At 72.0% G+C, this 14051-nt stretch carries 15 protein-coding genes; 8 read left to right on the forward strand and 7 right to left on the reverse strand.

The genetic code is table 11. The features are described from left to right. Positions 1-1173, reverse strand: a 1173-nt coding sequence (locus tag AOK24_RS13415) for a PucR family transcriptional regulator (protein WP_055720298.1), incomplete at its 3' end; no start/stop codon positions are given. Positions 1174-1252: 79 nt separating this feature from the next. On the opposite strand from AOK24_RS13415, the gene AOK24_RS13420 reads away from it, so the two are divergent. From AOK24_RS13420 to AOK24_RS13455, 8 genes are all read left to right on the forward strand, one after another. Further along, positions 1253-1873 (forward strand): L-threonylcarbamoyladenylate synthase, encoded by a 621-nt coding sequence (locus AOK24_RS13420; RefSeq protein WP_055720284.1) that lies wholly within the window; start codon positions 1253-1255, stop codon positions 1871-1873. Positions 1874-1937: 64 nt separating this feature from the next. Further along, the gene (locus AOK24_RS13425) at positions 1938-2705 is read left to right on the forward strand and encodes a dienelactone hydrolase family protein (protein WP_055720285.1); all 768 of its coding nucleotides are present in this window, start codon (positions 1938-1940) and stop codon (positions 2703-2705) included. Positions 2706-2927: 222 nt separating this feature from the next. Beyond that, positions 2928-3767 (forward strand): MHYT domain-containing protein, encoded by an 840-nt coding sequence (locus AOK24_RS13430; RefSeq protein WP_055720286.1) that lies wholly within the window; start codon positions 2928-2930, stop codon positions 3765-3767. 50 nt (positions 3768-3817) lie between these two features. Beyond that, positions 3818-4459 (forward strand): M15 family metallopeptidase, encoded by a 642-nt coding sequence (locus tag AOK24_RS13435; protein ID WP_055720287.1) that lies wholly within the window; start codon positions 3818-3820, stop codon positions 4457-4459. 58 nt (positions 4460-4517) lie between these two features. Further along, positions 4518-5312: a DUF1684 domain-containing protein gene (locus AOK24_RS13440; protein ID WP_055720288.1), complete on the forward strand. Its 795-nt coding sequence runs from the start codon at positions 4518-4520 to the stop codon at positions 5310-5312. 63 nt (positions 5313-5375) lie between these two features. Then, positions 5376-6872, forward strand: a complete 1497-nt coding sequence (locus AOK24_RS13445; protein WP_055720289.1) for a metallophosphoesterase family protein — start codon at positions 5376-5378, stop codon at positions 6870-6872. 52 nt (positions 6873-6924) lie between these two features. Further along, positions 6925-7950 (forward strand): LLM class flavin-dependent oxidoreductase, encoded by a 1026-nt coding sequence (locus AOK24_RS13450; RefSeq protein ID WP_055720290.1) that lies wholly within the window; start codon positions 6925-6927, stop codon positions 7948-7950. Positions 7951-7998: 48 nt separating this feature from the next. Then, a complete protein-coding gene (locus tag AOK24_RS13455) occupies positions 7999-8418 on the forward strand; it encodes a cupin domain-containing protein (RefSeq protein ID WP_055720291.1) in 420 nt (139 codons plus the stop codon). A 15-nt stretch (positions 8419-8433) separates the two neighbouring features. On the opposite strand, the gene AOK24_RS13460 is transcribed toward AOK24_RS13455, so the two are convergent. The 6 genes from AOK24_RS13460 to AOK24_RS13485 all read right to left on the reverse strand — a co-directional run. Further along, positions 8434-10743 (reverse strand): ATP-binding SpoIIE family protein phosphatase, encoded by a 2310-nt coding sequence (locus AOK24_RS13460; protein WP_055720292.1) that lies wholly within the window; start codon positions 10741-10743, stop codon positions 8434-8436. A gap of 32 nt (positions 10744-10775) precedes the next feature. Beyond that, positions 10776-11240 (reverse strand): peroxiredoxin, encoded by a 465-nt coding sequence (locus AOK24_RS13465; RefSeq protein ID WP_055720293.1) that lies wholly within the window; start codon positions 11238-11240, stop codon positions 10776-10778. A 54-nt stretch (positions 11241-11294) separates the two neighbouring features. Further along, positions 11295-11795, reverse strand: a complete 501-nt coding sequence (locus AOK24_RS13470; protein ID WP_055720294.1) for a MarR family winged helix-turn-helix transcriptional regulator — start codon at positions 11793-11795, stop codon at positions 11295-11297. 30 nt (positions 11796-11825) lie between these two features. After that, positions 11826-12032: a ferredoxin gene (locus AOK24_RS13475; protein WP_055720295.1), complete on the reverse strand. Its 207-nt coding sequence runs from the start codon at positions 12030-12032 to the stop codon at positions 11826-11828. Between the two features lie 35 nt (positions 12033-12067). After that, on the reverse strand, positions 12068-13273 hold the full coding sequence (locus tag AOK24_RS13480) for a cytochrome P450 (RefSeq protein ID WP_055720296.1): 1206 nt from the start codon (positions 13271-13273) through the stop codon (positions 12068-12070). A gap of 116 nt (positions 13274-13389) precedes the next feature. Then, a partial coding sequence (locus AOK24_RS13485; RefSeq protein ID WP_055720297.1) for a winged helix-turn-helix domain-containing protein occupies positions 13390-14051 on the reverse strand: 662 nt, incomplete at its 5' end.

Below are 14051 nucleotides of genomic sequence, written 5' to 3' on the forward strand. Positions count from 1 at the left end.
GGTGAGGAGGTCGTCCAGGGTCGCCGGGGGCGCGGGGTGCACGGGTGCGTCGCGGTGGGCGAGGGCGAGGTGCAGGGCGGCGCGGGAGGGCAGGTCGGAGAGGTCGGTGCCGATGAGGGACTCGACGCGTTCCATGCGGGCGCGCACGGTGTTGCGGCTGACGCCGAGGATGCGGGCGGCGCGTACGGCGGTGAACTCCAGGCCGAGGCGGGTGGTGGCGACGAGTTCCGCGCGCACGTGGTGCGGGAGGCGGTCGAGGGGGCTCAGCAGGTCCAGGGCCCACGCGTTGAGGTCCTGGGGGTCCATCAGGCGGCGCGGGTGGGTGCGTTCGGTGTAGATCGCGGTGCGGTCGGGGTGGAAGCGGGCGACGGCGAGAGCGCTGGCGGCCTGCCCGTACGCGACGGCGGTGCGGGCGAGGTCGTGCGGGACGCTGCCGCCGAGGTAGGTGCCGGGGCGGCCGGCGGGCAGGGCGCGCAGGCTCGCGTCGGCGCTCTCGTCGGGGACGACGACGATGACCTGCGGGTCCATCGCCGGGCAGCGGACGACGAGGGCCGCGTCGCGGGTGGCGGTGAGGATGTCCTCGGCGAGCTGGTCGCGGTCCTCGACGGTGGACTCGGCGATGTAGACGCGGGCGGTCTCGACGTCCAGGAGCCCCGGCCACAGGCCCGCGGCGACCCGGCGCGCGGCGACGGTGTCCTCGACCATCAGCAGCTGGAGGATCGCGAGCCGCAGATCGGCCGCCGCCCGCCGCAGCCGCCGTTCGGTGGCGTCGGCCTCGCGGGTGCGCAGGACGGCTTCGAGGACGGCGGCGGTGTGGGCGACGACGTCGGAGGCGCGCGGGTCGAAGGGGGCCCGGCGGGCGACGGCGAGGAGCCAGGGGTGCGCGGGCCCGGGCCGGACGACCCTGACGAGGCGCAGGTACCGTCCGTCGCCCTCCCAGGAGGCGGCGGCGATGCGTCCGCCGAGGACGTCGGCGGCGGGCGTGCCGTCCAGCGGCAGGGGGGTTCCGGCGGCGGGGGTGCCGGTGTCGTCGCACAGCGAGACCTCGGCGTCCAGGGTGCGGGCCAGCCAGTGCACGAGCCCTTCGACGCCGTGCCCGGCGGTGGGCCTGAGCAGGGCGAGGAGTTCCTCGGCCCACCGGATGCCGCCCTCGTCCCCGGCCGCCATGCGCATGCCCTCCTTCTCGCCGACCTGGGACGTTACACGGGTCCGCGCGTCGGCGCCGGGGGCGAGGGCGGCATAGGGTCACCCCATGGCGAAGTACTACGACGTGCACCCCGACAACCCCCAGCCGCGCACCATCGCGCAGATCGCGGACGCCGTGCGGGGCGGCGCCCTGATCGCGTACCCCACGGACTCCTGCTACGCACTGGGCTGCAAGCTCGGCAGCAAGGAGGGCACCGACCGGATCCGGTCGATCCGCAAGCTGGACGACCGGCACCACTTCACGCTGGTGTGCCAGGACTTCGCGCAGCTCGGCCAGTTCGTGCAGATCGACAACAACGTGTTCCGGGCCGTCAAGGCGTCCACGCCCGGGAGTTACACCTTCATCCTGCCGGCGACCCGCGAGGTGCCCCGGATGCTCCAGCACCCCAAGAAGAAGACGGTGGGCGTGCGCATCCCGGACCACACGGTCACCCAGGCGCTGCTGGCGGAGCTGGGCGAGCCGCTGCTGTCCAGCACGCTGCTGCTGCCGGGCGAGGACGAGCCGATGACGCAGGGCTGGCAGATCAAGGACGAGCTGGACCACGTCCTGGACGGGGTGCTGGACTCCGGGGAGTGCGGGACCGAGCCGACGACGGTGGTGGACTTCTCGGAGGGCGAGGCGCAGATCGTGCGGTACGGGGCGGGGGACGCGTCGCGGTTCGAGTAAAGGGCGGTTCATGAGGCGAGGGGCGCCGTCCGGGCCGTTGGTTGAAACATGCAACGCTGTCGGCATGACCTCTGTACACGCAACACACGGAACGTCGGTCGACATCACCACCGAGGACGGCGTCGCCGACGCCTACTTCGTCCACCCGGCCGAGGGCGGCCCGCACCCGGCCGTGCTGTTCTACCAGGACGCGTTCGGGCTGCGTCCGCACCTGAAGGGCATGGCGGACCGGCTCGCGGGCGAGGGGTACGCCGTGCTGGTCCCGAACGTGTTCTACCGGCACGGCCGTACGCCGGTCTTCGACCTCCCCGAGTTCATCGACCCGCAGGCCCGCCCGGAGATCTTCGAGAAGATCTGGCCGGTCATGCAGTCCCTCACCCCCGCGCTGGCGATGAAGGACGCGGACGCCTACCTGACCTGGCTGGCCGGGAACCCGGCGGTCGTCGGCCGCCCCGTGGGCCTGACCGGTTACTGCATGGGCGCCCGGCTCGCGCTGCTGACCGCGGGCACCCACCCGGACCGGGTCGCGGCGGCGGGCGGCTTCCACGGCGGCGGCCTGGTCACCGACGGCCCCGACAGCCCGCACCTGCTCGCCGGGAACATCACGGCCGAGGTGTACTTCGGCCACGCCGACCAGGACAGTTCGATGCCCCCGGAGGCGGTGCGGACCCTGGAGGACGCGCTCACCGAGGCCGGCGTCCGCCACCGCACCGAGGTCTACGAGGGCGCCTTCCACGGCTACACGCAGGCCGACATGGCGTCGTACGACCAGGCGGGCGACGAGCGGCACTGGGCCGCGCTGCTCGACCTCCTGGGCCGCACCTTCGCCTGAACCCCCGCGAAGAATTACCTTTGAAGTCTCAATAATCGGCACTCGTTGCCGTATGAATATGCCAACCGGAATACGGAAGACCGAAATAGCCTGACTGCGACCAGTAATGCGGCTCAGTATTCGAGAGATAACCCACTACTGGTCGGTTCAACTTGCCTTGGCCATCCCCCTGGACGTAAACCTTCGGACACGCACAGCCTTTGCTCTGGGGGGAGTTGGCCTATGGAAGGCACTGTCGACGGGTTCCGCTACGGGGCGGTGACGCCGATCGCGGCTTATGTGATGGCGTGTCTCGGGGCCGCTCTGGGACTGCGGTGCATTGTCCGCTCACTGCTCAACACACAGTCCTGGAAACCGGGGTGGCTCGCACTCGGTGCGGCGTCCATCGGATGCGGGATCTGGACGATGCACTTCATCGCGATGATCGGGTTCCGGGTCGTGGAGACCCGCGTCGGCTACCACGTCGGGCTCACCGTCCTGAGCCTCGCCGTCGCCGTCGTGGTCGTCGGCATCGGCGTGTTCATCGTCGGCTACCGGGGGGCGAGCCCGCGCACGCTGCTGTCCGCGGGCGTGGTGACCGGCCTCGGGGTCGCCGCGATGCACTACCTCGGCATGGCGGCCATGCACCTCAACGGCCGTATCGACTACGACCCGTTGATCGTCGCCCTGTCCGTCCTGATCGCCATCGGCGCGGCCACCGCCGCGCTGTGGGCGGCCGTCTCCATCCGGGGCTTCCTGCCCAGCCTCGGCGCGAGCCTCGTGATGGGGGTCGCCGTCTCCGGCATGCACTACACCGGGATGGCCGCCGTCAGCGTCCACATCCACGGGACGACCGCGTCATGGGCCGGCGACTCCCCAACCTCGCTCCTCCTCCCCATGCTGATCGGCCCGGTGATCTTCCTCTTCCTCGCGGGGATCGTCGTCATGTTCGACCCCCTGCTGGTCCTCGGCGACGGCGAGTGGAACCGCCCCGTACACCAGCACAAATCCGCCCCCACCGCCCCCGACGCCTTCAACCGCCCCACGGCATGGCAGAAGGAACGGACACGCAGCGGCGGCTGAGGGACCCGCACAGAGGCCGGGAAGACCTGTCGGCCGGGCATGCTGATCCCATGACCGAGATCATCCTCATGGCGGACCCCAGGGTCGCGGCGATCCCCGTGCAGGACTGCGCCGAACCCCTCGTGGACGTACGCGGCACCCTGCACACGGCCCCCCTCAAGGCCGACGCCACCGGCGCGTACGCCCGCCTCCGGGCAGGCGTCCTCGCCCGTCTCCTCACGGCCCAGCAGCACCTCCCGGACGGCCTGCGCCTCCTCTTCGTCGAGGGCTACCGCCCGCCCGCGCTCCAGCGCGAGTACTTCGAGGGGTACGCCGCGGATCTGCGGGCCGCGCACCCCGACTGGTCCCCGGCCCGCGTCCACACCGCCGCGAGCCGCTACGTCTCGCCGCCCGAGATCGCCCCGCACAGCGCGGGAGCCGCCGTGGATCTCACCCTCGTCGCAGCCGACGGCGAGGAACTCGACATGGGCACCCGCATGAACGCGAGCCCCGAGGAAAGCGACGGCGCCTGCTACACGCGCGCCCCCGGCATCACCCCCGCCGCCCGCGAGAACCGGCGTGTCCTGGGCGAGGCCCTGAGCCGGGCCGGGCTCGTGAACTACCCCACCGAGTGGTGGCACTGGTCCTACGGCGACCGGTACTGGGCGCTGGTCACCGGGGCACGCTCCGCCCTGTACGGGCCCCGGGAATGACCCGCCGGGCGGCGCGGTTGGCAGGGGCGACGGCACGAGCCCAGCAGGGAGCGCACACATGAGCAGCGGTTTCGTCGCGGAGTGGGAGAAGTGGCACCGGACGAGGGAGGAGGTCCTCACGTCCCCGCACGGCTTCCTGGCGATCAGCAGCCTGCGCTGGCTCTCCCCCGAACCGGAGCGGTTCGAGGACGCGCCGGGCGTGTGGTCCAGTGACGACGAGGGCGTGGTCGTGGAGCTGGCCGAGGGCGAGGAACTGACCCTGGACGGCGAGACCATCAGGGGCCGGCACTCCTTCGGCGTCATCGCCGAACGGGCGAGCGTGTACGTCGGCGCCGGGGACGCCGTACTGGAGATCGGCAAGCGCGGCGGCAGCGACATCCTGCGCCCCCGCCACCCCGGCAACGCCCTGCGCGCGAACCACCGCGAGACCCCGACGTACGCCCCCGACGAGACCTGGGCCGTACAGGGCCGCTTCCTGCCCTACGACACGCCCCGCGAGGTGACCGTGGGCGCGGCCGTCGAGGGCCTGGAGCACGTGTACGACTCCCCCGGCCAGGTCGAGTTCGAGCTGAAGGACGCCGTCCACCGCCTGACCGCGTTCAACGGCAGCACCCCGGGCACCCTGATGGTCCTGTTCACGGACGAGACCTCCGGCGTCACGACGTACGCGGCGAACCGCGCCCTCCAGATCCCCGCACCGGACGCGCAGGGGCACGTCACGGTCGACTTCAACCGCGCGGCGAACATGCCCTGCGCGTACACGGACCAGGCGACCTGCCCCCTCCCGCCGAGGGAGAACAAGCTCCCGGTGGCAGTGGAGGCGGGCGAGAAAACCCCGCACGAAAGGTCCTGACCCGCCCCCGCACAGGACATCCCCAACTCCCCGTCATGTTCTGGCCATTGCTACGGTTCCCCCGTGCCCGATTCCTCACGCGATACCGCCTCCGGCGCCGGTTGGGGCGAGGCCGCCCCGGGTGCCTACCGTCAGCTCATGCCGGAGCGGACCGAGAAGATCTCCTGGCTGAACCCGCGCACTCTGTGGGCGGCGCGCAACGGGGTGGTGGCGTCCTGGCTCGGAGACCCCACGGGCCGGACGAGAAGCCGCTGGGTCGCGCAGCAGGCGGCCCCCGCCGGCAAGGTGATCCGCCGCGACGACCCGGACCGCTTCTCGTTCATGGTCATCGGCGACACGGGCGAGGGCGACGACCCGCAGTACGCGGTCGTCCCCGGTTTCCTGAAGGTCAGCGAGGGCACGCGGTTCGCGGTCGTGGCGAGCGACGTCATCTACCCCGTGGGCAGCGCCGACGACTACGGCACCAAGTTCTTCCGCCCGTACGCGAGTTACCCGGCCCCGATCTACGCGGTCCCCGGCAACCACGACTGGTACGAGGGACTCGGCGCGTTCATGCGGGTGTTCTGCGGGGACGCGCCGGCGCTGCCCGCCGAGCCGAAGCCCCGCGCGCTGACGAAGGCGTGGCTGAGGTCGCTGCTGTGGCACGAGGCGCGCCCAGGGGACGGCGAACAGCTCGACGAGGCCCGCGAGTTGCGTTCGGCGGCCGGTCAACAGGCCGTCCAGCCGGGCCCGTACTGGGCGATCGACGCCGGACCGGTCCGGATCGTCGGGATAGACACGGGACTTCTCGGCACCCTCGACGCCGAACAGGGCGCGTGGCTGCGGCAGGTGTCCCAGGGCCCGCGCCCGAAGATCCTCGTCACCGGGTCGCCCCTGTATGTCGACGGCCGGTCCGACCCCTGCGTGATCGAGGGCGGCGGGACGGTCGACGAGATCGTGCGGGCGCCGGAGCACGGGTACGTCGCGGCGATAGGCGGCGACATCCACAACTACCAGCGCTATCCGGTGCGTTGCCCGGACGGGCGGACGCTCCAGTACGTCGTCTCCGGGGGCGGCGGCGCGTTCACGCACGCCACGCACACGATCCCGCGCGTCGATGTCGCGGGGGTCGGGGAGGACGAGTTCCGGGCCTACCCGCTGCGCGGCGACTCGCTCGCGTTCTACGCGGGGCTGTACGGGCGGCGGCTGCGCCTGAAGCGGTTCTTCCGGCTCACCGAGGACGAGGCGACGGCGGTGATCGCCGAGCGGCTGGGCATCACCCCGGCCCGCGCGCCCGGCGCCGAGGTGCGGATCACCTGGCGGATACGGATCGTCGCCGCGCTGCTCGGCGTCGCGGGGAAACCCCGGCGCATCCGGCTCCCCGTACGGAAGATCTACACGCAGCTCTTCTCGCCGAGTTCCGCGACGTACAGCCCGCCGTTCTTCAAGAGCTTCCTGCGCCTCGACGTCACGCCGGAGTCCGTGCGCATCCGGTGTTTCGCGGCGACCGGGAACCTCGCGCAGGAGGTCGAGCCGCCGGTCGAGGACGAGGTGATCATCCCGCTGCGCCGGAATGCGTGAGGTGCGGCGCGGGTTGGCACGGTCGTACGTCCCGTGACCGTTGGAGAGCCTCATGCCGTCCACCCCGCGCCCGCTGCGCAAGCTCGGTTTCCTCACCATCGGCCTGTTCGACGGGGACGACCCCCGCGCAGGCCACGAGTCGACGCTGGAGATCATCGAACTCGGCGAGCGGCTCGGCTTCGACAGCGCGTGGCTGCGCCACCGCCACCTCCAGTACGGCATCTCGTCCCCCGTCGCGGTCCTCGCCGCCGCGACGCAGCGCACGAGCCGTATCCACCTCGGTACGGCCGTGACGCCGCTCGGCTGGGAGAACCCGCTGCGGCTCGCCGAGGACTGGGCGACGGTCGACCTCCTCTCCGGCGGGCGGCTCAACCCGGGGGTGAGCGTGGGCCCGCCGATGCAGTTCGAGCACGTCAAAGACGCCCTGTACCCGGACACGGCCGACGCCGAGGACTTCTCGTACGAGCGGGTCCGGCGGCTCCTGGACTTCGTACGCGGCAAGTCCGCGAGCGACTTCAGCGGTGTCCAGGGTTTTGAAGTCTTCTCGGACCGCGTCCAGCCGCACTCCCCTGGTCTGGGCAAGCGCATGTGGTACGGCGGCGGCAGCCTGAGTTCCGCGCGCTGGGCCGGTGAGCACGGCATGAACTTCCTGACCAGCAGCGTCGTCAAGGCGGAGGAGTCCGAGGACTTCGCCGAGGTCCAGCTCTCCCACATCCGCGCCTTCCGCGCCGCCCACCCCGACGGCGACGCGGCCCGCGTCTCGCAGGGCCTGGTGGTGATCCCCACCGACTCGGCGACCCCGGCGCAGCGCGCGAAGTACGAGGAGTACGCGGCGAAGCGCCTCCCCCGTACGGCGTCCCCGCAGGGCCCGGCCCGCATGATGTTCGCGCCCGACCTGGTCGGCACCTCGTCCGAGCTCGCCGAGCGCCTCCACGCGCACGCCGCCTACCGCGAGATCGACGAGGTCGCCTTCGCGCTGCCCTTCACCTTCGACCACGAGGACTACGTACAGATCCTCACGGACATGGCGACCCACCTGGGCCCGGCGCTGGGCTGGAGGCCGGGCGCGGAGGGCTGATCCTCGTGCGGTAGCGTCCCGCCCGACGACGTCTCAGGAGGCTCCCCCATGCGTACGCGTACCGTTCTCGCCGCCGCTGTCGCGGCTCTCGCTCTCTCCACCTCGGCCGCCCAGGCGACGCCTCCGGGCCCGGGGGTGACGGCGAAGCTCCTCGCGCAGAAGACGGTCGGCGACAAGGACTACGTCCTGCGCGAGCTGACGATCCCGCCGGGCCAGTCGACGGGCTGGCACTTCCACGACGGCATGGTCTACGGCTTCGTCGAGGAGGGCACGCTGAGCCACTTCGACGCGACGTGCGACTCGGACGGCGTCTACCAGAAGGGCCAGGTCATCCAGGAGGGCCCGAACTATGTGCACATCGGCCGCAACCTGGGCGACAAGCCGCTCGTGCTGAAGGCGCTGTACGTCCTCCCGCACGGCGCCCCGTTCTCGGAGGACGCCCCGAACCCGGGCTGCGACTTCCAGTGACCGCCTGACGGTGGGTCACAGCGCCTGTTCGGCCCAGATCGTCTTCCCCCGGCTGTTCTGCCGGCTCCCCCACCTCTGGGTGAGCTGAGCGACCAGCAGCAGCCCCCTCCCGCCCTCGTCGAAGGCGTGCGCCCGCCGCAGGTGGGGTGAGGTCGAACTCGCGTCGGACACCTCGCAGATCAGCGTCCGGTCCCGGATGAGCCGCAGCTGGATGGGCGGCTCTCCGTACCGGATCGCGTTGGTGACGAGTTCACTGACGACGAGTTCCGTGACGAAGGACGCCTCGTCGAGCCCCCAGGCGGCGAGTTGCTCCATCGCCGCCTGCCGGGTCGCGGCGACGTGGGCGGGATCGGGTACGACGTCCCAGGTCGCGACCCGGTCCGCGCCGAGCGCGCGGGTGCGGGCGAGGAGCAGGGCGACGTCGTCGCCGGGTTCCTCGGGGAGGACGGCCTTCAGGACGGTGTCGCACAGGGCGTCCAGCGTCGGGGCGGGCTCGGTGAGCGCGCTGCACAGCTCGGCGCTGGCCCGGTCGATGTCCCGGTCGCGGCCCTCGATGAGGCCGTCGGTGTAGAGGGCGACGATCGCGCCCTCGGGGAGGTCGATCTCGGTCGCCTCGAAGGGGTGCCCGCCGACGCCGAGGGGTGGCCCGGGGCTCGTCTCGACGAGGCGGACCGTCCCGTCGGGCAGCACGAGCGCGGGCGGCGGGTGTCCGGCGGCGGCGAGGGCGAGGCGGCGCGCGACGGGGTCGTACACGGCGTACAGGCAGGTCGCGCCGAGTTCGGCGGCGTCGGCGGTGCCGTCGTCGTAGGTGGCGAGGTGGGTGACGAGGTCGTCGAGGTGGGTGAGGAGTTCGTCCGGCGGCAGGTCGACGTCGGCGAGGGTGCGGACGGCCGTGCAGAGCCGTCCCATGGTCGCCGAGGAGGGGATGCCGTGGCCGACGACGTCGCCGACGACCAGCGCGACCCGGCTGCCGGACAGGGGGATGACGTCGAACCAGTCGCCGCCGATCCCGGCCGTCGAGCCGGACGGCAGGTACCGGTGGGCGACCTCGACGGCCGCCTGTCCGGGCAGGCCGCGCGGCAGGAGGCTGTGCTGGAGGGTGAGCGCGGTGGTGCGTTCGCGGGCGAAGCGGCGCGCGTTGTCGACGCAGACGGCGGCGCGGCTGGCGAGTTCCTCGGCGAACACGGTGTCGTCGCCGCCGAAGTCGTCGGGGTGCGCCAAGCGGATCGCGACGGCGACGCCGAGGGTCGTCCCGCGTGCCCTCAGCGGCACGGCCATCATCGAGTGCACGCCCTGCCGGTGGGGCCGTCCCTCGGGTGAGCGGGTGTTGCGCTCGGCGACCCAGCGCACGAACTCCGGCTCCCCGGCCTGGCTGAGCACGGCCCGCCCCTCGCGCAGCGCCTTCGCGGGCGGGCTGTACGGCGGGTAGGCGTCGGTCTCGCCGAGGTGGACGGCGGCCTCGGGGGTGCCGTCGGCGGCGGAGCCGTGCGCGACGCGCCGCAGGACGACCTGGTTCTCGGGGATGCGCGGGGGTTCGTCGGAGCCGAGGACCCAGTCGAAGAGGTCGACGCTCGCGAAGTCGGCGTACTGGGGGACGAGGAGGGCGACGACCTCCTCTGCGGTGCGCACGACGTCGAGGGTGGTGCCGATGGAGGCGGCGGCCTCGTTGAGGAGGGCGAGGCGGCGGCGGGCCCAGTACTGCTCGCTGCTGTCGAACGCGGCGAGCGCGACGGCCCGCAGCTCGCCCCCGGTGTCGTGCACGGGCCACATCTCGATGTTCCAGGCGTGTTCCCGGTTCCCGGAGGGCTCGCCGGTGTAGCTCTCGTAGTGCACCGGCCGCCCGGTCTCGGCGACCTCGCGCAGGTGGAAGTTGAAGCCCTGGCTGTGCTCGGCGTCCTCGACGGTCTCCGGGAACGGCCGCCCCAGGAGTACGTCCTCCTCGACGCCCATCACCTGGCAGGCGACCGAGTTCAGCCGCAGGTACCGCTGCCGCGTGTCGAACACGGACATCGACATGGACGCCTGCTGGAAGGCCAGCTCCCCGAGCGAGGGCGGCGGCGGGGGGACGACGGTGACGACGAACCCGGCGGGCTCGCCGCCGGGGCCGAGGACCGGGCAGGACGTGAGGGTGACGGAGACGGGGTGGCCGTCCTTGTGCCGCAGGACGACGGGCCCGCCGCCCGGCAGCGCGTCACCGAGCAGCTCGGCCGCGAACCGGCCCACGGCCTCGCCCGCCGTACGCCCGGTCAGCTCGCGGGCTCCCTCGCTCCAGCCCGTCACGACGCCCCGGGCATCGATGACCGCCGCAGCGACGAGATGCTCCATACGTCCCAGAATGGGGGCAATGCGGCGGGGGCTCAACCCCGGGCGCGCAGGACCTCCAGCGCCCGGTCCGCGTGCTGGTTCATCCGCAGCTCGCTGCGCACGACCTCCAGGATCCTGCGGTCCTGCCCGATGACGAACGTGACCCGCTTGGTGGCCATGAGCGCGAACCCGCGCTTGACGCCGAACTTCTCCCGTACGGTGCCGTCCTCGTCGGACAGCAGCGGCATGCCCAGCGTGTGCTTGCCGACGAACTCGTTCTGCTTGTCGACGGTGTCGCCGCTGATCCCGACCGGGCGCGCGCCGACCGCCTTGAACTCGGCGGCGAGGTCGCGGAAGTGGCAGGCCTCGGCGGTGCAGCCGGGCGTCAGGGCGCCGGGGTAGAAGAAGAGGACGACAGGGCCGTCGGCGAGCAGCTCGGTGAGGCTGCGGACGGTTCCGGTCTCGTCCGGCAGGGAGAAATCGTCGACGACGTCGCCGGTCTCGGGGGCGCGGCTCATGGCCAGTCCCTCCTTCAAGTGGGGTTGCGCGCGATGCTACTTGACCACTTCCGGTCAGGCCGTGGCGGGTTCGGTGTCCTCCTCGACCGCGTACGCGAGGAAGTCGTCGACCATCCGGTGGAAGAGCCCGGCGAGCTGTTCCAGCTCCTGCGGCGTCCAGTCCTGGAGCGCGAGCTGCATCCCGCGCTGGCTCGCCGCCCGGATCCGGCCGACGGCCCCCTCCCCGGCCTCCGTGAGCTGGATGCGCTGCGCGCGGCCGTCCTGCGGGTCCGGTACGCGGGTGACGTACCCGGACTTCTGGAGCTGCTGGACGGTCCGCGTGACGTGCGACGCCTCGACGCCGAGCCGCTGGGCCAGTTCACCGGGGCGCAGCGGGTCGGAGTCGGCGACCTGGCGCAGCAGGGCGACGGCCGCGCGGTCGAGGGGGACGCCCGCGACGGCCATCAGCCGGTCGTGCTGGCGGGCGCGGGTGCTCAGGTAGGTGATGCGGGTGAGCGCCCGCTCGATCTCGATGACCTCGGGGGTGGCGGAGGCGGGGAGCGGTTCGGTCGGCATGCGCCCCACTTTACCCTATTGTTGCGTAACTCAAGTAACTTGCGGTTTCCCGACGAGGCGGATGGCGGCTGCCGGACAGACGGCGACGGCCTCGCGGACGTCGTCGAGCTGGTCGGCGGCGGGTTCGGCTTCGAGGAGGACGGCGATGCCGTCGTCGTCCTGGTCGAAGACGTCCATCGCGGCCAGGACGCACTGGCCGGACGCCACGCACTTGTCGGCTTCGAGTTCCACCTGCACGGTGATCTCCTGTTGCTCTCTGGGTAGTTGGCGGGTTACCAGGTGACGGGGAGGCTGTGGACGCCGTACACGAACGCGTCGTCCTTGAAGCGGACGTCCTCGAAGGGGATCGCGAGTTCCAGGGCGGGCAGGCGTCGGTAGAGGGTGCTGTAGACGACCTGGAGTTCCATGCGGGCCAGCGGCTGGCCGAGGCACTGATGGACGCCGAAGCCGAACGCGACGTGGCGGCGGGCGTCGCGGGTGAGGTCGAGGCGGTCCGGGTCCGGGAACGCCTCGGGGTCGCGGTTGCCGATCTCGTTGGCCATGATCAGGCCCTCGCCCGCCTTGACGGTACGGCCCGCGATCTCGATGTCCTCGGTGACCGCCCGGCGCCGGCCGAGGTGCGTGATGTGCAGGTACCTCAGCAGTTCCTCGACCGCCCCGGCGACGAACTTGGGGTCGTCGCTCTGGCGCAGGAGGGCGAGTTGGCCGGGGTTCCTGAGCAGGGCCAGGGTGCCGAGGGCGATCATGTTCGCGGTCGTCTCGTGGCCCGCGATCAGGAGCAGCAACGCCATCTCGGTGGCCTGCCGGTGGTCGAGTTCACCGGCCGTGATCCTGCCCGCGATGGCGGAGATCAGGTCGTCGCGGGGGTCGGCGACGCGCTGTTCGAGGAGGGCGCCGAGGTAGCCGCCGATCGCCCGACCGGCCTGCGTGCGCTCCTCCGGGGTCGCTGTCTGGAGGACCATCGTCTTCGTGTTGCCCTGGAAGAAGTCGTGGTCCGCGTAGGGCACTCCGAGCAGTTCGCAGATCACCAGTGACGGCAGCGGCAGCGCGAACGCCTCGACGAGGTCCACGGGGTTCGGTCCGGCGAGGAGGCCGTCGATCAGGTCGTCCGTGATCTTCTGTACGGCGGGGCGCAGGGCCTCCACCTTCCTGATCGCGAACGGGCCGGTCACCATCCGGCGCAGCCGCGCGTGTTCCGGGTCGTCCATCATGATGAAGCTGAGCTTGCCGTCCCCGGCGCCGGGCGAGGCCTTCGTGGGGTAGCCGGGGTGGTCCGGGTCGGCGCTGACCCTGGGGTCCCCGAGCAGGGCGCGCTGCTCGGCGTACGTCGTGACCAGCCAGGGTTCGCTGCCGTCCCAGAGCCTGACCTTCGTCAGCGGCCCCTTCTCGCGGAGTTCCGTCAGAGCGGGCGGCGGGTCGAAGGGGCACTTGCCCGACCTCGGCATGGGGAATTCCGGTGCGGTGAGCGCGTCTGCCATGGCTCTCCTCGGGAGTGGGGGGGTTCCGTGGGCCCAGGCAAACAGAAGGCGCTGACTCGACCCGGTCAGGAAGCTGACAGGGGGCTGACGTGGCGCGGATCACGTCCGGGGGCCGGTCACGCCTCGCTCTCCTCCCGGCCCAGCCAGTACCCGAAGCCCCGGCGGGTGTGCAGCAGCGGGGGGCCGTCCCTGTCGAGTTTCCGCCTGAGCCGCGAGACCAGTTGCTCGATGGCGTTGCCCTCGCGGAAGTCGCCCCACACGAACCGGCTGATCTGCTCCTTCGACAGCACGCGGTGGGCGTTGACGAGGAAGTGGCGCAGGAGGCGGTACTCGGCGGGGGTGAGGTCGAGGGCGCGGTGCCCGCGTACGGCACGGCAGCCGTCGTCGTCCAGCACCAGGTCGTCGTAGCCGAGCGACGCGTCGCGCCGGTCCCGGTCCGTGGTGCGCAGGAGCACCCGCATCCGGGCGAGGACCTCGGCGACCCGGATCGGTGTCGTCACGTAGTCCTTCTCCCCGGAGTCCAGCTCCGGGAGGATCGCCTCCAGCCGGTCGGGCGGCAGCAGGTACAGCACCGGTAACCGCCGTACGGCCGGCCGCCCCGCCCCCTTGCTGCTCGGCAGCCCCGGCAGCCCCAGGTCGACCACCGCCAGCTCGAACCGCCCCTCCCCCACCCGGGCTACGTTCTCCCCGAAGCTCCCGGCGACCCCCACCCGGTAACCGGCCAACTCCAGTCTCACGGCGAGGAGTTCGACGACGGCGACTTCCCGGGCGGCGACGA

Source organism: Streptomyces niveiscabiei (genome assembly GCF_001419795.1).
Classification (GTDB): domain Bacteria; phylum Actinomycetota; class Actinomycetes; order Streptomycetales; family Streptomycetaceae; genus Streptomyces; species Streptomyces niveiscabiei.

What these genes read in the sequence shown, in the direction of transcription:
- AOK24_RS13420 (WP_055720284.1), top strand. Translation starts at nt 1,253, where the DNA reads ATGGCGAAGTACTACGACGTGCACCCCGACAACCCCCAGCCGCGCACC.
- AOK24_RS13465 (WP_055720293.1), bottom strand. Translation starts at nt 11,240, where the DNA reads ATGAGCCGCGCCCCCGAGACCGGCGACGTCGTCGACGATTTCTCCCTG.
- AOK24_RS13425 (WP_055720285.1), top strand. Translation starts at nt 1,938, where the DNA reads ATGACCTCTGTACACGCAACACACGGAACGTCGGTCGACATCACCACC.
- AOK24_RS13450 (WP_055720290.1), top strand. Translation starts at nt 6,925, where the DNA reads ATGCCGTCCACCCCGCGCCCGCTGCGCAAGCTCGGTTTCCTCACCATC.
- AOK24_RS13440 (WP_055720288.1), top strand. Translation starts at nt 4,518, where the DNA reads ATGAGCAGCGGTTTCGTCGCGGAGTGGGAGAAGTGGCACCGGACGAGG.
- AOK24_RS13455 (WP_055720291.1), top strand. Translation starts at nt 7,999, where the DNA reads ATGCGTACGCGTACCGTTCTCGCCGCCGCTGTCGCGGCTCTCGCTCTC.
- AOK24_RS13435 (WP_055720287.1), top strand. Translation starts at nt 3,818, where the DNA reads ATGACCGAGATCATCCTCATGGCGGACCCCAGGGTCGCGGCGATCCCC.
- AOK24_RS13430 (WP_055720286.1), top strand. Translation starts at nt 2,928, where the DNA reads ATGGAAGGCACTGTCGACGGGTTCCGCTACGGGGCGGTGACGCCGATC.
- AOK24_RS13470 (WP_055720294.1), bottom strand. Translation starts at nt 11,795, where the DNA reads ATGCCGACCGAACCGCTCCCCGCCTCCGCCACCCCCGAGGTCATCGAG.
- AOK24_RS13480 (WP_055720296.1), bottom strand. Translation starts at nt 13,273, where the DNA reads ATGGCAGACGCGCTCACCGCACCGGAATTCCCCATGCCGAGGTCGGGC.
- AOK24_RS13460 (WP_055720292.1), bottom strand. Translation starts at nt 10,743, where the DNA reads ATGGAGCATCTCGTCGCTGCGGCGGTCATCGATGCCCGGGGCGTCGTG.